We start from the raw sequence: 20,949 nt of genomic DNA on the forward strand, positions 1-20,949 counted from the left end.
CGAACCAAAGGAGCGATTACAAGATGGGTAAATCACGAACAGATACTGCCGGAAAGATGAACGTCCTAAAATCGAGAACGGAATTACTCTGTCTATCGGTCAATACGCTAGACGAGCATACGACACCTGAAGATTTACATCGCCTGTTAGCCGACATTGATTCGTTGCGCGCTAAAGTAGTGCGTTACGCCAAAGACCTAGAACAATCGTCTCGAAAGGATGAATCAGATTGAAATTAATTACAGGAGATTTTAAAGATGTCACGGTCGAACGACTTGGCATTAATGGAGAAGGCATTGCGACACTTAATCGCATGGTCATCTTCATTCCGAACTTATTGCCGGGAGAACGAGCCAAAGTCGAAATCACGCGTGTGGAAAAAAACTATGCGGAAGCGCGTGTCGTCAAACGAGATAACGACTCGAAAGACCGCGTCAAAGCACCTTGTCCGATTTACGATGAGTGCGGGGGCTGCCAAATCCAACATATGAGTTCACGTCTGCAGATGGAGTATAAGGAAGAAATCGTTCGAAACGCCTTCCGTCAAAAGACGAAACTAAACGTGGACAAATCGGATATCCGTCCAACAATCGGAATGGAAGATCCATGGTATTACCGGAACAAGTCACAATTCCCACTCGGCACGCGTCGCGGTGAGGTCGTATCGGGTCTCTACAAACCGAACTCGAACCATCTCGTGCCGATCGAGCACTGTATGGTCCAACAACGGGATACGACGAACATCAACAATGCGATTGTCCGTATTTTAAACGAACTTGATATTCCCGTCTACGATGCACGTCGCGACACGGGGTACGCGCGTACAATCGTCGTCCGTTCGGGTTATAACACGAACGATGTTCAAGTCGTTTTGGTCGTCGGACATGAAGATGTCCCTGATTTAGATGAATTGAGCGACCGCATCATGGAATTGCCGAATGTTGTGTCGTTCCATATCAATATCAATGCAAACCGTTCGGGTGTTATTTTCGGTTATCGGACAGTTCACATCGCCGGTCAGGAGAAAATGGATGAACAATTAGACGACGTTCATTATCACTTATCACCACGCGCATTCTTCCAGTTGAATCCGGCACAGACAGAAAAAATGTACCGTGAAGTGGTCGAGGCCGCAGGATTGACAGGTGAAGAACGTGTGATCGATGCGTATGCAGGAGTAGGGTCGATCGGACTTTGGTTAGCCCCATATGCGAAAGAAATCCGTGGAATGGAAGTCGTGCCGGAAGCGGTCGAAGATGCCAATGACCATATGCGTGAAAATGGCTATAACCATGTCACATACGTCGAAGGGCGTGCCGAGCATTGGATTCCACGTTGGGTAAAAGATGGATGGATCCCAGACGTCATCGTAGTCGACCCGCCACGCACAGGGATGGACCATCAATTGATCAATTCCATCATCTCTTCTAAAACGAAGCGAATCGTTTACGTGTCATGTAACCCGCAGACGCTCGCACGTGACGCCGACCAGTTGATGAAAGCGGGATACAAAGTGAATTACGTACAGCCGTATGATATGTTCCCACAGACATCTCATGTCGAGTCGGTCGTCGTATTCGAGAAAAAGAAAAAGAAAAAATATTGACGAGACCGTGAAAAGGCTTGTCACGTAAGCGTTTTCACGATATAGTTCAGATGTCAGACTTCTTTTCAAATATAGAAGTGGAGGAACATCCTATGATCTCACAAGAACGCGTACAAGAACTCGTCCATAAAGCCATCGAAGCGCGCAAACGCGCCTATACACCGTATTCAAAGTTTAAAGTAGGAGCTGTCGTCATCGATACATCAGGAAACGAAATTACAGGATGTAACGTGGAAAACGCCTCGTACGGATTGTCAATGTGTGCCGAACGCACAGCCATTTTTAAAGCCGTGTCAGAAGGTAGTGACGCGATTGAAACGGTCGTCGTCGTCGGTGACACGGAAGGCCCGATTTCACCATGCGGTGCGTGCCGCCAAGTGATTGCTGAATTCGCTGGCGAAGATTTCACGTTGATTCTTGCAAACTTGAACGGTGATACGAAAGTGATGACGAAAGAAGAGATGTTGCCTTACGGATTTTCACCAAAAGATTTAACATAACAAGCTGCGGACGTTTGTCCGCAGCTTGTTTATTTGTCTTTATATTTCTTTTCACTCACTGAGTCATCTTTGGAGTGACGTTTATTCTTTTCATCCTTCACTCGTTCGTTCAATTCCTCTACAGGAATCGGGTCGACGGTTTGCATGCCGTCTTCGTCAAAGATGCTTTCTTTGTCCGTGTCTACCGCGTCCGGATTATCAAACGGACGTTTCGAAGTGGGTCGTTTCTTTTCCATCCAATCGCCTCCTTCCATTAGCCATTCCACTCGTAGAAATGTTGTAAACGTTTTCGATAATGGTTTTGAGATTATAAAATGGTGGAATGAAGAGTGCATAGTGAAGGAGGGGTTAGGATGGATCGGAAAGTGTTGATGGGGATTGTCTTAGGTGTTGCCGGTGCGGCGCTCGTTGCACCAAAAGTGGCGGCACTGCTTTCGCAACGTGAGGAAGAAGATACGTGGCAGAAGATGGATGAACGGGAAAGCGTCGATGCGAATCAAGATGAAGCGGAGCAAGGGCTCACGCAACTTGATTCAAGTCACCGTGCCGAATGGCAGGCGAACGGTTTTCCACAGACGCATGCCGAACGCGAACGACTTGAACGAGAGTCGGTCGAACAATATAAAGGGAAAGACATATGAAAAGGCAGCCATCGCGGCTGCCTATTTACATATCAAATTCATCGTCAGGTAGAAGCGGCAGACCGACAGTGACAGTCGTTCCTTGTCCGACTTCAGAGCTGAAATGAAGGGACCCTTCATGACGCTCGATAATGTGCTTCGCAATGGCCAAACCGAGGCCGGTTCCGCCATCTTTTCGTGTCCGTGATTTATTGACACGATAGAAGCGTTCCGTCAATTTGTCTAAATCTTCTTTCGGGATGCCTCGACCTTCGTCACGTATTTCCGTAATTGCATATTCGGTTTCGGCGAACGTTTTCACATGAATCGTCTTGCCAGCATCCGTATATCGGAGCGCGTTGTCGAGAAGATTGCCGATGACTTGTTCGAGTCGGTCATGGTCACCGAGGATGATCAAGTCGAAGTCTAAATCCGATTCGATTGTCACGCCTTTCGCACGGGCAATCGGTTCAAGACGATAGAGGACGTCTTCAAGTACTTGCGAGTAAACGACCGGTTCTTTCGTCATCGGGTACGAATCGCGCTCTAGCTGGGCGAGATCGAGTAAGTCCGTGACAAGGCGCTGAAGCCGGTTCGTCTCGTTCTCGATGATGTCGTAATATTGCACCCTCGTTTTTTCATCCAATGACTCATCTTGGAGCATCTCGGTATAACCGCGGATGTAAGAGAGTGGCGTGCGAAGTTCGTGACTGACGTTAGCGAGAAACTCTTTACGCTGTTCTTCAACAAGTCCGAGCGATTCCGCCATCGAGTTGAGCGTGTCTGCTAGTTCACCAATTTCGTCATCGTAGACAATCGGAATGCGGTGGGAGAAATCACCTTGCGCATAGACTTGAGAGGCACGCTTCATCTGAATGAGTGGTTGGATGATCGTGTCGATGATCTGTTTACCAAAAATGAGTAAGTTCACAATCATGAGGACGAGTAAAAACGTGATCATGAGCCGAATCGGTTGGAACGGTTCACTGATTTTACTGAGCTCCATATACAAAATGAGTGCATTGTCGAGTTCATCGTCGCGGATGAGAGGAAATGCGGTCATCAAAATGTCGACGTCCTCGGTCGGATGTTTCCGGGTCACCGAGATGGCATAACCGTCCTGCAACCGTTCGAGGTCCTGCTGCCTTAAAAAGGTTTTACCGGAGCCGAGTGTGTCCTCTCGAACGGAGGAGAGGAACACTTTCGTTTCGGTCAATTCGTTCGTGTACGTCATACTATCGGCGAACGCGTCCGAGAAACCGTCGGCCTTATAGATGGTGACAAGTTTCTCACCGCGATTGATGAGCAGTTCTTCTTGCGTTTGAATATAGAACTTGTCGTACAGATAAAACGTCATGATGAGAAACACGAACGCTGAGAAGAGGCTGGCTGTCCAGATGGTAATCCAAATCCGCTTCCTGATCGTGTATCGTTTCATCCGTTTGCCTCGAATTTGTAGCCAATTCCCCAGACTGTCTGAATATAACCGCCCGCCTCGCCGAGTTTCAGGCGAAGCGTCTTAATGTGAGTATCCACCGTGCGAAGGTTTCCATGATACTCGGTCCCCCAAATCTGATCAAGTAATTGTTCACGGGAGAATACTTTTTCGTCGTTCGTGATGAATAGGTAGAGCAAATCAAACTCTTTTCGTGTCAAGTTGACGGTCTTCCCTTTCACACTGACGGCACGTCCTTCGATATCGATTGAGAGGACTCCGATATCAAACGTAGCTTCTTGTTCTTTTGAGAAGCTGTGCGTGCGACGGAGCGTCGCTTCGATTCGTGCGAGTAACTCGCGTGGGCTAAACGGTTTCGTGATGTAATCGTCCGCCCCGATTTTCAGGCCGTGAATGCGGTCGAGCTCTTCTGAGCGTGCCGTCAACAGGATGATGGGGACGTTTGAGAACTCACGGATGCGCATGCAAGCCGTCAATCCATCGAGTTCCGGCATCATCACGTCAAGTAAGACGAGATGGAACGTCTCTTCTTTCAAGCGTTCGATTGCTTCTAGGCCGTTTGAGGCGGTGACCGTCTCATACCCTTCTTTTTCTAAATTCGATACAAGTAAATCACGCATTTGTTCTTCGTCATCGGTCACGAGGATACGAAACATTGATTCTGACATATGCCATTCTCCTTTGCAAAACGGTTAACGGGAGTTGTGATAAATCCCTCATACTTCTATCATACCTATCTCTTCGAATTAGAACAGATTTATTCGGCTCCGACAAGTTCCCTCCATCAAATCCACACAAAAACGCCACAAAAAAGCCAATTCTTTGACAGAATTGGCTCATGCTTCGAGTTGTGCCTCGTATGGCACTTCGTATTCCGGGACGTGTAGGGCATGCAAGTATAGTTGGAAGCTCGACTTGGATACTTCATATAAAACATACTCCACGTCACCTTGGTTGATCTCCGCAAGCAGTTCGGAACGAATCTCGTTCGCGCAAAACGCGTACGGAAGCTTCTCTGCTGCAGCAATCGATCGTTCATTCGATTTACGGATTTTTAAGAACACACTTTCAATATCAAGATCGAAGAACAGTTCTGAGAAGAACGCCTCTTTCGCCACTTGATTATAACCTTTGCCGTGATACGGCTTGCCAAGCCACGTGCCAAGGAATCCATATCCGGATTCGACATCGAACAAGCTAATCGTCCCAATCGGGGTGCCATACTCGTTCGTGATGGTACGTGAGATGATATTTCCTTGCTCTTCTAGCTCGATGACTTGCTTCGTGCTAAATAAAAACTCGTCAAAATGGACCGTCTTTTGACGGACATACGGAAAGACATCTGGGTGTTGCATCAGTTCGAACAACTCCGCGCAGTCGGTGAGCTCACGAAATTTGAGCACCTTTACATTCCTCCTCCTATTTCAGACCGCTGAAGAATAGTCGTAACGAAAGCATACTTCTGGCTTCGCTGTTCGAACCGCCTTGGCTGCTTTATGAAGTTACAAGATAATTTTATATAGTATTTTTAAAAAAGCAAGTAAATTATGCGTAAAAACCCTTATGAAAAATAATGAAAATTACTCGACCTCATGATGGGTTTCAGCACGGTCCGTTTTGTACACGACTTCACCGTTCACAATCGTCATAATCGGCTTCGATAAGTAGTCGAGCGGGAAGTGACTCCAAAGCACCAAATCGGCATCTTTTCCTACTTCAAGAGATCCGATTCGGTCAGCGACACCTAGTGATTCAGCTGGATTGATGGTGATCCCTCGCAACGCGATATCGACAGGAAGTCCTTCACGTGCCGCAAGTCCGGCGCACAAGTTCAAATATTGGACCGGCGTGTACGGATGGTCGGTCGTGATGGAGACGATCATACCATGCTCATGGAGAATGCGATACGTCTCCCATGTCTTGTTCTGGAGCTCGATTTTAGATTTTCGAGTAAACGTCGGTCCGACGGTGACATGTTTCACACCGAGTTCTTGTAGTTTTTCAACGACAAGATGACCTTCTGTACAATGTTCGATACGATAGTCGAGATTGAACTCTTGGGCAAAGCGAACGACAGATAAAATGTCATCGGCGCGGTGGGCATGCACACGAATCGGCATCTCTCGGTCGAGGGCAAGTTGAATCATCTGACTGCCGAACGTTCCGATCGTTTTGGTCGACCCGACGGTACGGAACGCTTCACGAAGCAACCCCATAATCCCCATCCGCGTCAAATCACCGGTTTTCCCCATACTATGAATCCGTTTCGGGTTTTCGCCGAGTGCCATCTTCAATCCGGCATAACGACGGACGATCATGTCGTCAATATAGCGACCGTGTGTTTTGATGACACTGGTCACACCACCGATGACGTTCATACTTCCTGGCATGACCTGAACGGCGGTTACGCCTGCCATCAGCGCTTCTTGAAATCCTTCGTCAAGCGGGTATACCCCGTCAATTGCACGTGCATGAGGCGTCATCGCTTCGACCGTCTCATTGGCGTCGTTTCCGACAGAGCCGGTTCCTTCATCATATAATCCGAGGTGGGTGTGAGCATCGATGAAGCCCGGGAATAAAAAGTTTCCTTCGGCTTCAATGACATGCTCCCCGTCAGTCGGTTCAAGTAAATCGGACATTTCGACGATTTTCCCGTCCCGAACACGGAGGTCTCCGTAAAAATGGGGGGCAGTGATGGGGTAAATATGGGCATTTCGAATTAGTAAGTGACTCACAATTCATTCTCCTTAAACATCTTGTAGTAGTTGTGTTAGAGCCGGTTCCAATGTTTCATAGCGGAAGTCGAAACCATGTTGAAGTGCCTTCGTCGGAACGACTTTCGCTCCTTCTAGGACGATGGCGCTCTTTTCGCCGAGGGCGAGTTGCATCATTGGGGCAGGTGCCGGAATCCAGTGAGGACGATGCATCACGTTCGCAATCGTCTTCCCGAACTCATTCATCGTCACCGGTGTAGGTGCAGTGCCGTTGACGGGTCCTTCAATGGAATCAGTCTCGATGACGTGCACGAACAAGCGGACGAGGTCGTCTAAATGAATCCAAGGAACCCATTGCTCTCCTGATCCAATTTTACCACCGACCCCGAACTGATAGGGGAGTTTCATTAATGGGAAAGCACCGCCATCATTCGATAAGACGACTCCGGTGCGCATCGTCACAAGGCGAACACCTAAATCACGAATGGGCTCTGCTTCTTGTTCCCAGAGGACGCAGACGTTCCCGAGGAAATTAGTCCGTGTCGGCAATGGGGTTTCTTCGGAATACGTGATGGAACGATCTTCACCGTATATACCGATGGCCGAGCCGCTAATGACGACCTGTGGCTTTTGTTTCAACTGTTGAATAATTCGGACGACTTCCTTCGTCCCTTCGATTCGACTTTGAAGGATGGCTTGTTTCTGTTTGTGTGTCCATCGCCCGTCGTTGATTGAGGCGCCGGCCAAATGAATGAACGCATCTGTTCCTTCGAGTTCCTCTTCTGGTTTACTATTCGGTGTCAACCATTCGATAAACGATACCCCGTGATGGCGGGGACGTGGATGACGCGTCAACACGACGACTTGATGTCCGGCGTCGGCGAGTGCACGAACGAGTGGTTGACCGATGAGCCCGGTTCCACCAGTGATTGCGATTTTCATGAAATTCCCTCCGATATCATGTGTTGTTTCTAAAATGGGTATAAGTCAGTATATCCAGATGAATACCCTTTCTTCTAACTTATCAAAAATCCTCTACGTTTCTTGAACGTGATATGTTAGAAACATGGAATGGAGGGGAGTCGTTGTGAAAATTGCAAAGTTCACGACCCAAAAGAAGAACCAAGATCGACTGAACGTCTTCATCGAACGGGAGGGGAAAGAAGAGTTTGCGTTCGCCATCGATGTTGACGTATTCATCAAGTACGGGCTCACAAAAGGGATGGAGCTCGAAGACGATTTTGTGCAAGACGTCCTTGAGGCGGAAGAAGCTCAGAAAGCCTATAAGTTGGCCATCAATTATTTATCGTATCGAATGCGCGCCATTTCAGAGGTAAGGGACTATCTTGTGAAGAAAGAGTTAAGTGAATCTGCTATCAAACATGCCATCACGCGACTAATCGAGCAGCGTTATTTGAATGATGAGGAGTTCGCAAAAGCGTATGTCCAAACGAAATTCAACACAAGTCCAAGTGGACCAATCAAAATCAAACGCGAGCTCGAACAGCTCCGAATCCCAACGGACGTTGTTGAATCCGTATTAGAATCAATCTCACACGAAGATCTCGTCGAGAAGGCTGGAAAGTTCGTGAAAAGGAAACAACTGGAAACAAATCGTCGTTCTGCCACAGAAGTGCAACAAAGAATTCAACAAACCCTGATGCAAAGGGGGTTTACCTTTGATATTATTTCAGAGGCGATTCAAACTTTTTGGGAAGAAGAGGACGAAGATGTCGAGGTTGCGGCATGTCTGAAACAGGCTGAGAAGTTGAGTCGGAAGTTCAGCGGATACGACGCGTTCGAACGCAAACAGCGCATGAAGATGCAGCTTCGGCGCAAAGGATTTCCGTATGATGTGATTGAACGTACGTTAGATCGAATCGCTGAAGAAGAATCGTGATGGGACATCTGTTTACGGTAGGGGAAAACACGAAAAGGTGGGTCTACATTGACGATTTTAGAATGGATTACAGCACTGACACCGATTGTGGCCGTGCTCATCTTATTGGTCATTATGCGTTTACCTGCATCGGTAGCCATGCCCTTGTCACTTGTGACGACGGCGATTTTAGCGTTCTTCGTCTGGCAATTGGATGCGACACGAATTATGGCGGCGACATTACAAGGACTCGTCATCGCCGTCACGACAGTATGGATTGTCTACGGGGCAATCGGAATGATGAATACGATGAAAGAAGGGGGCGGGATGAACGCAATTCGTTCCGGATTCGTCAACATCACACCTGACCCGCGTATTCAAGTTTTGATTGTCGGATGGTTATTCGTTTCATTTATTGAAGGCGCATCTGGATTCGGGACGCCTGCAACGGTTGCAGCACCGCTCTTGATCGCACTCGGGTTTCCACCGATTGCCGCCGTTGTCATCGCACTATCTGCAGACGTGTCGGCTGTGACATTTGGTGCGGTCGGGACACCTGCACTCATCGGGATCGGGAACGGTCTATCTTTAGATGTGAACCAACCTGAATCGATTGCCTTCTTGACAGAGGTCGTCTTGCAGACGGTGTTGATCGATATGGTGGTCGGCCTATTCATCCCGTTCATTTTGATTTTGATGTTGACGCGGTTCTTCAGTAAAGAGAAGTCGATAAAACCCGCACTTGAGGTATTTCCGATTGCGATTGTGGCGGCGTTGTTATACAGCGTACCTGCGTACATTTGGACACTCATCCTCGGATTTGAGTTCGGTGGCATGCTCGGTGGTTTAACCGGTCTGGTCATCCTCGTGGCCATGGCTCGTAAAGGAATTCTCATGCCGAAACGCGTCTGGACGTTTGATGGATATGTGGATGAGCTAGAACCATCTGCTGAAAAAGTGACGCTCAAATCAACCACGCGAGAATTGCCTCAGTGGAAGGCGTGGGCACCTTATCTTATTTTGACGATTTTCTTAGTGCTCACCCGTACCGTACCATTTTTAAACGAACTCTCTCGCAGTGTCCGAATCAATCTCCCGGACATTCTTGGGGTAGAAGGAGTTTCGACGTCTTGGGAACCGTTCTATTCACCAGGTTTTATGTTTATCCTGACGATTATTGCGACATTCTTCTTACACAACATGAGTTGGTCACAAGTGACATCGGTGTTTAAGGCGACGACACTTGGAGTCGTCGGAACGGCCATCACGTTAGCGGCGTCGGTTCCAATGGTTCGTATATTCATCCACTCTGAAAATGGCGGTGCCGGACTCGCTTCGATGCCGGTCGAGCTTGCGACGGCAGCTGCTGATACGTTCGGTGGGGTGTGGCCACTTGTCGCACCGTGGATTGGGGCCCTTGGTGCCTTCGTTTCAGGTTCGGCGACGTTTTCCAATATGATGTTCTCGAGTTTGACGACAAACGTTGCGGAGTCGGTTGGACTTGATAACACGCTCGCTTTATCGATGCAGATGGCGGGAGCGAACGCAGGAAACATGATCTGTGTGTTGAACGTCGTAGCGGTCGCATCGGTTGCTGGATTACTCGGCAAGGAAGGGACCATCATCCGTTACACGCTCATGCCGATGATTTATTACGTGACGGCGACGGGGGTCATTGGTCTCATTTTAGGCATGTTTTTCTTAAACTAAATCAAGTTACAGTTTTTTTACAGAATAATGTTGACAATTTTCAGAACAGTCTGCTAAGGTTTGAGTAGATTTTAAAACTATGAAACGAGAGGAGCCAGAATGATGAACAACATTGCACTCACAAACACACTCAAAACATCATATGGCTACTCGTATTTAACTGCGTGACATTGGCAGCTGGATAGGGGTAGTGTCCTTTCCCTGACCATGCAAAAGACTGAAGACTACTTCAAGCGCGCTTCATTTGATTGGTTGCACAATCAGGTGGAGTGCGCTTTTTTGCGTGCTTGGATGGGTGAGGCGGAAGGGGGAAATCAGTCATGAAACTGATTAAGCAATTGGATTGGTTTATTAAAAGACAGAAACGAACGTATGTGATTGCAATCATTTTACTGATCATCACAGGGGTTGTAGATATGCTGCCGCCTTGGATTATTGGTCAGGCGATCGATGCGATTCGTGAAGGAAGTTTGACGACAGAGCGATTGATTCTGATTGTATCGTCGCTACTCGGCATTATGGTGTTATCTTACGTGATGTCGTACTTGTGGATTGCCCGACTCTTCGGGACAGCCTTTTTACTTGAAAAGAAATTGAGAGGTCGCTTCTTTGGTCACCTCCTCAAACAAACACCGCGCTTCTATCAACAACATCGCACAGGTGACTTGATGGCACTTGCGACGAATGACTTAAAAGCGGTGGAGCGGACAGCGGGATTTGGGGTCATGACATTAGTCGACTCGTTCAACATGACGCTCATCGCCTTGACGATTATGGGCGTGTTCATCGATTGGAAGTTGACGCTCGCAGCACTTTTGCCAATGCCGATTCTCGCCTGGTCGATGAATAAACTTGGGAGTCAGATTCATACACGTTTCACGGCAGCCCAAGATTCGTTCGGCGTGATGAACGACCAAGTCGTTGAATCCATCTCTGGTCTTCGGGTCGTCCGCTCCTTCGTCCAAGAAGAGGCGGATACGAAAAAATTTGATGACATCACGGATGACGTGATGGCGAAAAACATGCATGTCGCTAAAATTGACGTCTTGTTTGAGCCGGTTATCAAATTACTCGTTGGACTCAGCTATTTGATCGGACTCTCGTTCGGGACGTATCTCGTCTTTACGAACGACATCACGCTCGGTCAACTCGTTTCCTTCAACATTTATTTAGGGATGTTGATTTGGCCGATGTATGCCTTCGGGGAACTCATCAACGTCGTCCAACGAGGAACGGCGAGCTTGGAACGGATTGAGACAACGATGAATGAGGTACCGGACGTTTCGTCAACCGGAACGGTTCACATCGATGTACCAGAGAAAATCACCTTCAAATCGCTCTCATTCCGTTATCCAAACTCGAATCGGGAGTCGTTAGAAGACATCGTCCTGCACGTCTCGCGTGGTGAGACGATTGGGATTGTCGGACCGACTGGAGCTGGGAAGACGACGTTGTTACGTCAATTGCTCCGGGAGTATCCGATTGACGATTCCCTTCTCGTGAACGGGGTGCCGATTTCGGACATTAAACTTGAAACGGTCCGTGGCTGGAGTGGGTATGTGTCACAAGAGCACCTCCTATTCTCGAAAACGGTGCGTGATAACATTCGTTTCGGAGTCGATGATGTCTCGGATGAAGCACTCGACAGAGCCATTCACCTCGCGGCGTTCGATACAGACATCGAACACTTGGAGAACGGTCTCGATACCGTCGTTGGGGAGCAAGGGGTCATGCTGTCAGGTGGACAAAAACAACGATTATCGATTGCACGTGCTTTACTGAAAAATCCTGAGATTCTGCTTCTTGACGATTCGCTCTCAGCGGTCGATGCGAAGACGGAATCACGCATAATCGATTCGGTCCGCACGAGCCGTGAGGCGAAGACGACCTTTATCGTGGCGCACCGTCTTTCTGCGGTGGCACATGCCGACCAAATTCTCGTCCTTCAAGACGGACGAGTCACCGAGCGCGGCACCCACGACCAACTGATGGAACGACACGGTTGGTACTATGAACAATTTATTCGACAAGGAGAGACGGAGTAATCCGGGAAAGGGGGAATCTCTCATGATCGATCAATATGAATTAGATCCGGTCCGCCGGAAGAAGACGATCCGCTCACTCGTTGGTTATGCCAAGCAAGTGAAGCGCTCCATCTTCCTCGGACTGACATTACTCTTTTTAGCGGTCGGTGCAGAACTTGCCGGGCCGTATATCGCCAAAATCATTATCGATGAGCATATCGTCGCCATCGAACGTGACTGGGTTCAAGTCGAATCCGGCGGTAGTGTTTCCTTTAATGGAGATTCTTATGAGAAAGAAACGAGACTAGATGGCCAAGAGGTGATTCAGCCGGTCTCGATCGTACAAACGACCGATGGTTACTATCTCGTACCTGATGTGGTTATAAGCGGAGGCGTTCGTGAAGTCGAAGGCGACGTGCTGACGATTTCAAGAGGAGACGAGACGGCGACATATGACAATATTGCCGCGCTCTCGTCGACCGACGTGTTCCAGTTCTATCAGACGGATTTACGAGCTGTCCTTCTCTTATCGGGATTGTACGTCGTCCTGTTACTATTTGCGGCCGGATTGAACTGGGGACAACAGATGCTCCTACAACGATCAGCGCATAAAATCGTAAAGACGATGCGTCTTGACGTGATGAAGCATCTTCAAACGATTCCGGTACGTTATTTTGACCAGACACCAATCGGGAAGATTGTCAGTCGTGTCACGAATGATACAGAGACGATTCGCGACCTGTATTTAGGAGTGCTCGCTCGTGTCTTCCAAAGTGTCGTCATGATGATTGGGGTACTCATTGCGATGTTCTTCCTAGACGTGCGTCTAGGGCTCGTCTCGCTCATTATCATCCCGGTCGTCATCGTCTGGATCAAGTTGTTCCAACGTTTCTCGACAAAAAATAACTTCCGTGTCCGCGCACTCGTCGCGGATATGAACGCGCAGTTGAACGAGAGCATTCAAACGATGCCAATCATTCAATCATACGTCCGCGAAAATCTCGTTTATGACGAGTTCAATGAGAAGAACAGCGACAACTTCCAAACGAGACGAAAGTTGTTGAAATTGGATGCGTTGATGAGCCACAATCTCGTCAACTTCTTCCGAAACATGGCGCTCGCCTTGCTCATCTGGTTTGTCGGGGCACAAACGCTTGGTACGGGAAGTGTCTTAACACTCGGGATTCTGTACGCGTATATCGACTATGTTTCGCGGATCTTTGAGCCGGTGACACAGATCATGAACCAATTGTCACCACTCCAACAAGCGCTTGTCTCGGCCGACCGGATGTTCCAACTGCTCGACGAGAAAGGGGAACCGGTCTCATCAGAACGTCTTCCACGCTTTAAAGGGGATGTCGTCTTTGATGACGTGACCTTCAGTTATGAAGCAGGGAAACCGGTGTTGCAACAGATTGAAATACACGCAGCTCCTGGTGAGACGGTCGCACTCGTTGGGCATACCGGAAGCGGGAAGAGTTCAATCATGAACTTGCTCATGCGTTTCTATGACCCCTCGGCCGGAGTCCTTCGAATCGATGGCATGGACGTGACTAAACTACCGACGCAGGCGGTACGAGACCATCTCGGGATCGTCTTACAAGACCCGTTCCTATTCACTGGAACGATTCGGACGAACGTCACGCTTGGAGATGAGACGATTACGGACGAACAGGTATGGAAAGCACTCACAGCCGTCGGGGCAGACCGCTTCGTGAAGCAGCTACCGCAAGGCATCGATGAGCCGGTGATCGAGCGTGGAGCTTCACTCTCGAGTGGAGAACGACAGCTGGTCAGTTTCGCACGCGCCCTCGTCTTTGACCCGGCCATCCTCGTCCTCGATGAAGCGACAGCGAGCGTCGACTCGGAGACGGAGGCATTGATTCAGGACGCGCTCAAGACACTCACGTACGGTCGGACGACATTTGTCATCGCGCACCGACTCTCGACGATTCGGGAAGCGGACCAGATTCTCGTTCTCGACCACGGGCGAATCATTGAGCGAGGCAATCACCAGTCACTCATCGAGTATGGTGGTGTCTACGCCCGAATGCATGAATTACAGAGTAAACAACAAGCCATCAGTTAAGGAGGTCACATGGAAATCAAGGGGAAATATAACCGCGCCAAAGTGTTTAACGAACGAATCGATGATATGACGCGGAATCAAATTGAAACATTGCTCGACCAACCGTTCACACAAGGGGCATCGATTCGGATCATGCCGGACATGCATGCGGGGAAAGGATCGGTCGTTGGAACAACGATGACGATTCAAGACAAAGTCGTGCCAAACCTGGTCGGTGTCGATTTAGGGTGTGGGATGCTTTGTACGGAGATCAAAGCCAAGCGGATCGATTTTCAACGACTCGATGACCTCATTCGTGAACTCGTACCGAGCGGGATGAACATTCGGGAGAAGGTTCATCCATACGCATCTGAACTTCCATTAGAAGAGGTGCGAGCGCCGTATAAACTCGACCGAGCCTTGCGCTCGGTCGGGTCGCTCGGCTCGGGGAACCACTTTATTGAAGTGAACCGAGATGACTCGGGACGTACGTTTCTTGTCATTCATTCCGGTTCGCGCCATCTTGGGGTGCAGATTGCCGATCACTATCAGGAGCGAGCGATTCAACACATGATGGAAACACATGATGTAAAAGAAGAAATTGAGCGTTTGAAAGCCTTAGGTCGACAACAAGAAATCTCGGCTTATCTGGAAACAGAGCGGGCGTCACGGAAACCATTTCGAGACCTGGCTTATGTGGAGGGAGCGGATATGGACGATTACATGCATGACGTGCGCATCGCTCAACAATACGCGGCGGCGAACCGTCGTGCGATGACTGATGTAATCGTCGAAGCGATGAATTGGAACATCGTCGATCAATTCGACACCGTCCATAACTATATCGATCATGATGCGATGATCCTGCGAAAAGGGGCCATCTCCGCTCAAGAAGGAGAGCGAGTCATCATTCCGATGAACATGCGAGACGGTTCGCTCATCTGTACGGGGAAAGGGAATCCAGACTGGAACTTCTCGGGTCCACACGGCGCAGGTCGGATCATGTCTCGGTCGGCCGCGCGGAAACGCGTCGATTTCAAAGAATTCAAACGTTCGATGGAAGGTGTCTGGTCGACATCAGTTCGCCCATCGACAATCGATGAATCACCATTTGTGTATAAGTCGATGAAAGAAATTGTTCGTTATATCGAACCGGCCGTTCAAATCGATCAAATCATCAAGCCACTTTACAACTTCAAGGCGAACTGAGTCACGTACTCAGTCTCGTCTTTTTCTTTTTTCGTAAAATCTGATACGCTTACATCGAGGTGAACGATGTGGAAAAGCGGTTAAGTGACTTATCGAAATATGAGTTAGAGCAAGAGATTCAAGCATTACATGAACGGAAACGAAAGGCTGAACAGATGGGCATGGTCAGCGAAATTGAAGTCGTCCTTCGACGGATTGCGATTGCCGAAAGCTATTTGATTGACCCATCATCGTTTCGTCCAGGTGAAACATATGTCGTCAATTACAATGACCGTCCGTTTCGCTTGAAATTCGTCAACGGCGTCATGGGCTGGGGGACGTTTGAAGGCGAGATGACAGAACGGGCCATCCCGCTCTCAGAATTGTCGGAGGTGAAGCGATGAACCGGAACGAACAATATGAACGGCTTGCGGTCATTCTAAAAGAGAAAAATGACGTCTTGAACGATTCAGAAGCGGTGACGTGGGTCGAAGTGTTATGGGAAGATTTTGAGACCTCACTTGCCAAGGCGGGCGAACCGTATCCGGGAGAGGCAAAGGCTTTCCAATACGTCATTCAACAGATCGATGCATATGGGGCACAGCTCCATTTGTTCCAAACGAAAAACGAAAAGTTCAAGCATTTGATGTCTAAACGGAACTTACACTGAGTCACGTCCTTAGGGCGTGACTTTTTTATTGCAATTCTTCAACAATTCGTTATAATGAAGGTCGCTAATAGTTTGTTTTAAAGTATAGTATAAATAAACTTTCTTTAGTTGAACTCATGTTTCACTAAACAAGAAGGAGGCGTTCAGTCGTTGGAAGTAGGTCAAAACATTAAGCGGCTCCGGATCAAAAAAGGGTTGACCCAAGAGGAGCTGGCGGAACGTACCGATTTGAGTAAAGGCTATATTTCTCAAATCGAGCGGGATTTAAGCTCTCCCTCACTAGAAACGTTATTCGATTTATTGAATGTCCTCGGGAGTTCCCCGAAAGAGTTTTTTGATGAAGACTTGAATCAAAAAGTGGTGTACACCGTTGACGATCGCACCATCTATACGGATGAAGAACGCAAATATCGGACAGAATGGCTCATCCCGGAATCGAATGAAAAAGAGATGGAGCCAATCCTTGTCACATTTTTCAAACATGGAGAGTTCAAACAATATGAGCCTTCGCGTTCGGAGACGCTCGTATACATCTTGTCCGGTAAAATCGCCTTGAAATTAGGGAACCACACATATTTTGCCAAGACAGGGGAAACCCTTTATTATGTCGCCTCGGATTCGCATCAACTCGTCAACGATAACGATGGAGAGAGTGAATGTCTCATCGTCGCGACCCATTCATATTTATAAGTCAACAGAGGAGGAAACAGCATGAATGCAGAGACAATTATTCGCTTTGACCACGTGTCAAAGCGTTACGACGACACAGTCGTCCTTGAAGATATTAGTTTTGAGATTGAGCGTGGGAAGTTTTATACGCTTCTCGGTCCATCGGGATGTGGGAAGACGACGATTTTGCGTCTCATCGCCGGATTTACCGATGCGACCGAAGGAGGTATTCACTTCAGCGGGAAACGAATCAACGATGTGCCGGCTAATAAACGACAAGTGAATACCGTGTTCCAAGATTATGCGCTGTTTCCTCATTTAAACGTATTTGAGAATGTGGCATTCGGTCTCCGGATTAAAAAATTGAAAGAAGCAGATGTGAAAGCGAAAGTGGAGCAGGCTCTCAAGTTTGTTAACTTAGAAGGATACGGCTCGCGCGAAATCGATGAGATGTCAGGTGGACAGCGCCAACGTGTCGCCATCGCCCGCGCAATCGTAAATGAGCCGGAGGTCATTCTCCTTGATGAACCGCTCTCTGCCTTAGACTTGAAACTTCGTACGGAGATGCAATATGAACTTCGTGAGTTACAGCAACGTCTTGGCATTACCTTTATTTTCGTCACACACGACCAAGAAGAGGCGCTCGCCATGTCGGATGAGATTTTCGTCATGAACAACGGGAAAATTGTTCAGAGTGGGACACCGACTGATATTTATGATGAACCGATCAACCGTTTCGTTGCAGACTTTATCGGTGAATCCAATATCGTGCCGGGTGTCATGCCGGAAGACAATGTCGTCACGTTTGCTGGTAAAACGTTTGACTGTGTCGACCAAGGATTTGATCGCAATGAAAAAGTTGAGGTCATCATTCGTCCGGAAGACTTAGAGATGACATCGGTCGATGCAGCGAAACTTGTTGTCGACGTTGATTCTCAATTGTTCCGAGGTGTCCACTACGAGATTTGCTGTTATGACCAAGAAGGAAACGAATGGCTCGTCCACTCGACGAAGAAATCAATCGTCGGATCAAAAATCGGATTGACGTTTGACGAAGAAGCGATTCACGTCATGCGACTAGGTGAAACAGAAGAAGAATTTGACCGTCGTCTCGAATCCTACGAGGAGGTCCCTCATGAATCAAACTAATCAGACCGCAAAGACGGTATATTTGACGACCTATTGGATTTGGATCGCCTTGTTCGTCATCGCACCACTCGTCCTCGTCGTCTATTATTCCTTTTTTGATATCGATGGGAATTTGAGTTTAGAAAACTATCAGACGTTCTTCACGTCGACGTATTTGTCGATGACGCTCTCGTCGTTCTGGTATGCGTTTCTCATTACGTTCTTCTCGTTACTCGTCGGGTATCCGACGGCATACTTGTTGACGAAGACGAAGCATAAACAGCTTTGGCTCTTACTCATCTTGCTGCCGTCATGGATTAACTTGTTGTTAAAGGCGTATGCGTTCCTTGGAATTTTTGGGACGTACGGGATTACGAATCAATTTTTAGAAGCCATCGGTATTGGGACGAAACAGATTCTATTCACCGATTTCAGTTTCGTCTTTGTTTCGGTATACATCTTCATCCCGTTCATGATTTTGCCGATTTACAACGCCATTGAGAAGTTACCGCCATCACTCGTCTACGCATCCCGTGATTTAGGTGCATCGAACTGGACGACATTCCGACGTGTCATCTTCCCGTTGACGCTTGACGGCGTCAAGTCAGGGATTCAAATCGTCTTTATTCCGGCATTATCGCTCTTCATGATCACCCGACTCATCGCCGGGAACCGGGTCATCACACTCGGTACAGCGATTGAACAACAATTCCTTGTCACACAAAACTGGGGGATGGGCTCGACGATTGCCGTCTTCCTCATCTTGGCGATGGTTCTTGTCATGGTCGTCACACGTGACTGGGGTGCGAAAGGAGCGGTTCGTCGATGAAACGTAAACGATTCAAATTATCAAATCTATACTTGGCGGCCGTGTTCTTCATCTTGTATGCGCCAATTCTATATTTGGTCTTCTACTCGTTCAACAGTGGCGGAACGATGAGTAACTTCGAAGGGTTCACCCTCGAATGGTACAAGTCGCTCTTCACGGACACGAGACTTCTCGTCATCGTCTTGAATACAATCGTCATCGCGCTGCTCTCGGCGACGATTTCGACCGTGCTCGGTGTCATCGGGGCACTCGCCATCTATACGGCGAAACAAAAGTATACGAAGACATCCCTCTTATCATTGAACAATGTCTTGATCGTTAGCCCGGACGTCATCATCGGGGCGTCCTTCTTGATTCTCTTTACGATGCTTGGGATTCAGTTAGGCTTTTATTCGGTCCTCTTGTCGCACATCGCTTTCTCGGTTCCGATTGTCGTCATCTTGGTGTTGCCAAAACTCCAAGAGATGAGTCCGACGTTGATTGATGCGTCACGTGACCTTGGTGCCAGTACGTGGGATGTATTGACGAAAGTCATTCTGCCATATATCACGCCAGGGGTATTTGCCGGTTTCTTCACGGCACTCACCTATTCGTTAGATGATTTTGCTGTTACATTCTTTGTGACAGGGAACGGCTTCACGACGCTCGCCGTAGAAGTTTATTCGCGGGCACGTCAAGGCATCTCGCTTGAAATCAATGCGTTGTCTGCGATTCTATTCGTCTTCACGCTCATCCTTGTCATCGGATATTATGTGTTGGCGCAACGAGGATCAAAGGAGGTTAGACGATGAAAAAACTAGTCATCATGTTGGCGATCCCATTAATCGTCAGTTTCGGTCTCCTTCTTTGGATTCAGCAACTGAATGCTGCGCAAGGATTCGGCGGCGACAACACACTGGTCGTCTACAACTGGGGAGACTATATCGATGAAGAATTGATTGGTGAGTTCGAAGAGCAGAGCGGGTTGAAGGTCGTTTATCAAACGTTCGACTCGAACGAAGCGATGCTCACGAAAATTGAGCAAGGCGGGACGGCCTTTGATGTCGCCGTTCCATCCGATTATGCGATCAGTAAGATGAGAGAGGAGAATCTTCTTCTCCCAATCGATTACGATAAACTCGAAAACTTTGATAATATCGATCCGCGCTTCCTCGATAAATCATTCGACCCGGGTAACAAGTACTCGGTTCCTTATTTCTGGGGCACGGTCGGGATCGTCTACAATCCTGAACTAGTCGATGGTGAGATCACTTCATGGAACGACCTGTGGGAAATGCCGCTCGAGAACGACATTCTCCTTGCGGACGGGACACGTGAAGTGATGGGCTTCGGCCTGAACTCGCTTGGTTACTCCCTCAATACGACGAATAAAGATGAGTTGATTGAGGCGGAGCAAAAGTTGGAAACGCTTTGGCCGAACATCAAAGCCATCGTCGGAGACGAAATCAAAATGCTGATGGCGAACCGTGAGGCAGCGGCAGCCGTCGTCTGGTCCGGAGATGCGTCGGAAATCATGTATGAGAACGAAGAACTGACGTATGTCATTCCGGAAGAAGGCACGAATCTCTGGTTTGATAACCTCGTCATCCCAAGTACGGCACAAAACGTGGACGGGGCACATCAGTTCATCGACTTTATGTTAGATGCTGAGATTGCGGCACGTAACACGGATTATGTCGGATACTCGACACCGAACGAAGCGGCTCTCGAATTCTTGGATGAAGAAGTCACATCGGATGAACGGTTCTACCCGTCTCGTGAAGTGACGCAGGACCTTGAAGTGTATGAAAACCTAGGGAAGCGCATGAACGCTTACTATAACGAATTGTATTTACGCTTTAAAATGCAGAGTAAATGACGAAACATCCCCGCGCTCATCATGAGTACG

22 protein-coding genes are annotated in these 20,949 nt (G+C 48.2%); 16 read left to right on the forward strand and 6 right to left on the reverse strand.

Translation table 11 applies throughout. The features are described 5' to 3' along the window. Positions 1-23 precede the first annotated feature (23 nt). The 3 genes from GVY42_RS14085 to GVY42_RS14095 are packed head-to-tail and all read left to right on the forward strand — an operon-like array spanning position 24 to position 2,106. Positions 24-233 (forward strand): hypothetical protein, encoded by a 210-nt coding sequence (locus GVY42_RS14085; protein ID WP_015880867.1) that lies wholly within the window; start codon positions 24-26, stop codon positions 231-233. After that, positions 230-1,606 carry a 23S rRNA (uracil(1939)-C(5))-methyltransferase RlmD gene (gene rlmD, locus GVY42_RS14090; protein WP_159563574.1) on the forward strand — a complete coding sequence of 459 codons (1,377 nt, stop codon included), beginning with the start codon at positions 230-232 and terminating at the stop codon, positions 1,604-1,606. The genes GVY42_RS14085 and rlmD overlap by 4 nt, the downstream gene beginning before the upstream one ends. A 50-nt stretch (positions 1,607-1,656) precedes the next feature. Beyond that, entirely contained in the window at positions 1,657-2,106 is a 450-nt protein-coding gene (locus tag GVY42_RS14095) for a cytidine deaminase (protein ID WP_159563575.1), read from the forward strand. A gap of 29 nt (positions 2,107-2,135) precedes the next feature. On the opposite strand, the gene GVY42_RS14100 is transcribed toward GVY42_RS14095, so the two are convergent. Beyond that, entirely contained in the window at positions 2,136-2,342 is a 207-nt protein-coding gene (locus GVY42_RS14100; RefSeq protein WP_015880870.1) for a hypothetical protein, read from the reverse strand. A gap of 117 nt (positions 2,343-2,459) precedes the next feature. Here GVY42_RS14100 and GVY42_RS14105 point away from each other — a divergent pair, with 117 nt between their 5' ends. Beyond that, complete coding sequence (locus GVY42_RS14105; protein ID WP_074037713.1) at positions 2,460-2,747, forward strand: hypothetical protein; 288 nt, start codon at positions 2,460-2,462, stop codon at positions 2,745-2,747. A 25-nt stretch (positions 2,748-2,772) separates the two neighbouring features. Here the strand turns inward: GVY42_RS14105 and GVY42_RS14110 are convergent, their stop codons facing one another. The 5 genes from GVY42_RS14110 to GVY42_RS14130 form a co-directional block, all read right to left on the reverse strand. Beyond that, positions 2,773-4,164, reverse strand: a complete 1,392-nt coding sequence (locus GVY42_RS14110; RefSeq protein WP_159563576.1) for a cell wall metabolism sensor histidine kinase WalK — start codon at positions 4,162-4,164, stop codon at positions 2,773-2,775. Continuing rightward, a complete protein-coding gene (locus GVY42_RS14115) occupies positions 4,161-4,850 on the reverse strand; it encodes a response regulator transcription factor (protein WP_031421107.1) in 690 nt (229 codons plus the stop codon). Before GVY42_RS14115 ends, GVY42_RS14110 begins: the two co-directional genes overlap by 4 nt. A gap of 168 nt (positions 4,851-5,018) precedes the next feature. Beyond that, a complete protein-coding gene (locus GVY42_RS14120; protein ID WP_159563577.1) occupies positions 5,019-5,585 on the reverse strand; it encodes a GNAT family N-acetyltransferase in 567 nt (188 codons plus the stop codon). A 177-nt stretch (positions 5,586-5,762) separates the two neighbouring features. Beyond that, a complete protein-coding gene (locus GVY42_RS14125) occupies positions 5,763-6,917 on the reverse strand; it encodes an amidohydrolase (RefSeq protein ID WP_159563578.1) in 1,155 nt (384 codons plus the stop codon). A gap of 12 nt (positions 6,918-6,929) precedes the next feature. Then, the gene (locus GVY42_RS14130) at positions 6,930-7,838 is read right to left on the reverse strand and encodes a TIGR01777 family oxidoreductase (RefSeq protein WP_159563579.1); all 909 of its coding nucleotides are present in this window, start codon (positions 7,836-7,838) and stop codon (positions 6,930-6,932) included. 145 nt (positions 7,839-7,983) lie between these two features. Here GVY42_RS14130 and recX point away from each other — a divergent pair, with 145 nt between their 5' ends. The 12 genes from recX to GVY42_RS14190 all read left to right on the forward strand — a co-directional run bounded on the left by recX (position 7,984) and on the right by GVY42_RS14190 (position 20,919). Beyond that, positions 7,984-8,796, forward strand: a complete 813-nt coding sequence (gene recX / locus GVY42_RS14135) for a recombination regulator RecX (protein ID WP_159563580.1) — start codon at positions 7,984-7,986, stop codon at positions 8,794-8,796. 48 nt (positions 8,797-8,844) lie between these two features. Continuing rightward, the gene (locus tag GVY42_RS14140) at positions 8,845-10,485 is read left to right on the forward strand and encodes an L-lactate permease (RefSeq protein WP_074037708.1); all 1,641 of its coding nucleotides are present in this window, start codon (positions 8,845-8,847) and stop codon (positions 10,483-10,485) included. A gap of 320 nt (positions 10,486-10,805) precedes the next feature. Further along, positions 10,806-12,530 carry an ABC transporter ATP-binding protein gene (locus tag GVY42_RS14145; RefSeq protein ID WP_159563581.1) on the forward strand — a complete coding sequence of 575 codons (1,725 nt, stop codon included), beginning with the start codon at positions 10,806-10,808 and terminating at the stop codon, positions 12,528-12,530. A 22-nt stretch (positions 12,531-12,552) separates the two neighbouring features. After that, entirely contained in the window at positions 12,553-14,598 is a 2,046-nt protein-coding gene (locus GVY42_RS14150) for an ABC transporter ATP-binding protein (RefSeq protein WP_159563582.1), read from the forward strand. A gap of 9 nt (positions 14,599-14,607) precedes the next feature. Then, positions 14,608-15,786 carry an RtcB family protein gene (locus tag GVY42_RS14155; protein ID WP_074037706.1) on the forward strand — a complete coding sequence of 393 codons (1,179 nt, stop codon included), beginning with the start codon at positions 14,608-14,610 and terminating at the stop codon, positions 15,784-15,786. 68 nt (positions 15,787-15,854) lie between these two features. Next, positions 15,855-16,169 (forward strand): YfhH family protein, encoded by a 315-nt coding sequence (locus GVY42_RS14160; protein ID WP_015880882.1) that lies wholly within the window; start codon positions 15,855-15,857, stop codon positions 16,167-16,169. After that, entirely contained in the window at positions 16,166-16,435 is a 270-nt protein-coding gene (locus tag GVY42_RS14165; RefSeq protein ID WP_015880883.1) for a YfhJ family protein, read from the forward strand. Before GVY42_RS14160 ends, GVY42_RS14165 begins: the two co-directional genes overlap by 4 nt. A gap of 150 nt (positions 16,436-16,585) precedes the next feature. After that, positions 16,586-17,125, forward strand: coding sequence for a helix-turn-helix domain-containing protein (locus GVY42_RS14170; protein WP_159563583.1), 540 nt, complete (start codon positions 16,586-16,588; stop codon positions 17,123-17,125). 21 nt (positions 17,126-17,146) lie between these two features. Continuing rightward, positions 17,147-18,253 carry an ABC transporter ATP-binding protein gene (locus GVY42_RS14175; RefSeq protein ID WP_074037705.1) on the forward strand — a complete coding sequence of 369 codons (1,107 nt, stop codon included), beginning with the start codon at positions 17,147-17,149 and terminating at the stop codon, positions 18,251-18,253. Beyond that, positions 18,240-19,061 carry an ABC transporter permease gene (locus GVY42_RS14180; protein WP_015880886.1) on the forward strand — a complete coding sequence of 274 codons (822 nt, stop codon included), beginning with the start codon at positions 18,240-18,242 and terminating at the stop codon, positions 19,059-19,061. Before GVY42_RS14175 ends, GVY42_RS14180 begins: the two co-directional genes overlap by 14 nt. After that, positions 19,058-19,852 carry an ABC transporter permease gene (locus GVY42_RS14185; RefSeq protein WP_074037704.1) on the forward strand — a complete coding sequence of 265 codons (795 nt, stop codon included), beginning with the start codon at positions 19,058-19,060 and terminating at the stop codon, positions 19,850-19,852. The genes GVY42_RS14180 and GVY42_RS14185 overlap by 4 nt, the downstream gene beginning before the upstream one ends. Continuing rightward, positions 19,849-20,919 (forward strand): PotD/PotF family extracellular solute-binding protein, encoded by a 1,071-nt coding sequence (locus GVY42_RS14190; protein ID WP_159563584.1) that lies wholly within the window; start codon positions 19,849-19,851, stop codon positions 20,917-20,919. The genes GVY42_RS14185 and GVY42_RS14190 overlap by 4 nt, the downstream gene beginning before the upstream one ends. Positions 20,920-20,949 lie beyond the last annotated feature (30 nt).

This window comes from Exiguobacterium sp. 8A, from assembly GCF_902506275.1.
Taxonomy (GTDB): domain Bacteria; phylum Bacillota; class Bacilli; order Exiguobacteriales; family Exiguobacteriaceae; genus Exiguobacterium; species Exiguobacterium profundum.

Excerpts from the sequence above, each read along its gene's own strand:
- GVY42_RS14085 (WP_015880867.1), top strand. The coding sequence starts at position 24 with ATGGGTAAATCACGAACAGATACTGCCGGAAAGATGAACGTCCTAAAA.
- GVY42_RS14095 (WP_159563575.1), top strand. The coding sequence starts at position 1,657 with ATGTCAGACTTCTTTTCAAATATAGAAGTGGAGGAACATCCTATGATC.
- GVY42_RS14100 (WP_015880870.1), bottom strand. The coding sequence starts at position 2,342 with ATGGAAAAGAAACGACCCACTTCGAAACGTCCGTTTGATAATCCGGAC.
- GVY42_RS14105 (WP_074037713.1), top strand. The coding sequence starts at position 2,460 with ATGGATCGGAAAGTGTTGATGGGGATTGTCTTAGGTGTTGCCGGTGCG.
- GVY42_RS14110 (WP_159563576.1), bottom strand. The coding sequence starts at position 4,164 with ATGAAACGATACACGATCAGGAAGCGGATTTGGATTACCATCTGGACA.
- GVY42_RS14115 (WP_031421107.1), bottom strand. The coding sequence starts at position 4,850 with ATGTCAGAATCAATGTTTCGTATCCTCGTGACCGATGACGAAGAACAA.
- GVY42_RS14130 (WP_159563579.1), bottom strand. The coding sequence starts at position 7,838 with ATGAAAATCGCAATCACTGGTGGAACCGGGCTCATCGGTCAACCACTC.
- GVY42_RS14145 (WP_159563581.1), top strand. The coding sequence starts at position 10,806 with ATGAAACTGATTAAGCAATTGGATTGGTTTATTAAAAGACAGAAACGA.
- GVY42_RS14150 (WP_159563582.1), top strand. The coding sequence starts at position 12,553 with ATGATCGATCAATATGAATTAGATCCGGTCCGCCGGAAGAAGACGATC.
- GVY42_RS14155 (WP_074037706.1), top strand. The coding sequence starts at position 14,608 with ATGGAAATCAAGGGGAAATATAACCGCGCCAAAGTGTTTAACGAACGA.
- GVY42_RS14165 (WP_015880883.1), top strand. The coding sequence starts at position 16,166 with ATGAACCGGAACGAACAATATGAACGGCTTGCGGTCATTCTAAAAGAG.
- GVY42_RS14175 (WP_074037705.1), top strand. The coding sequence starts at position 17,147 with ATGAATGCAGAGACAATTATTCGCTTTGACCACGTGTCAAAGCGTTAC.
- GVY42_RS14180 (WP_015880886.1), top strand. The coding sequence starts at position 18,240 with ATGAATCAAACTAATCAGACCGCAAAGACGGTATATTTGACGACCTAT.
- GVY42_RS14185 (WP_074037704.1), top strand. The coding sequence starts at position 19,058 with ATGAAACGTAAACGATTCAAATTATCAAATCTATACTTGGCGGCCGTG.
- GVY42_RS14190 (WP_159563584.1), top strand. The coding sequence starts at position 19,849 with ATGAAAAAACTAGTCATCATGTTGGCGATCCCATTAATCGTCAGTTTC.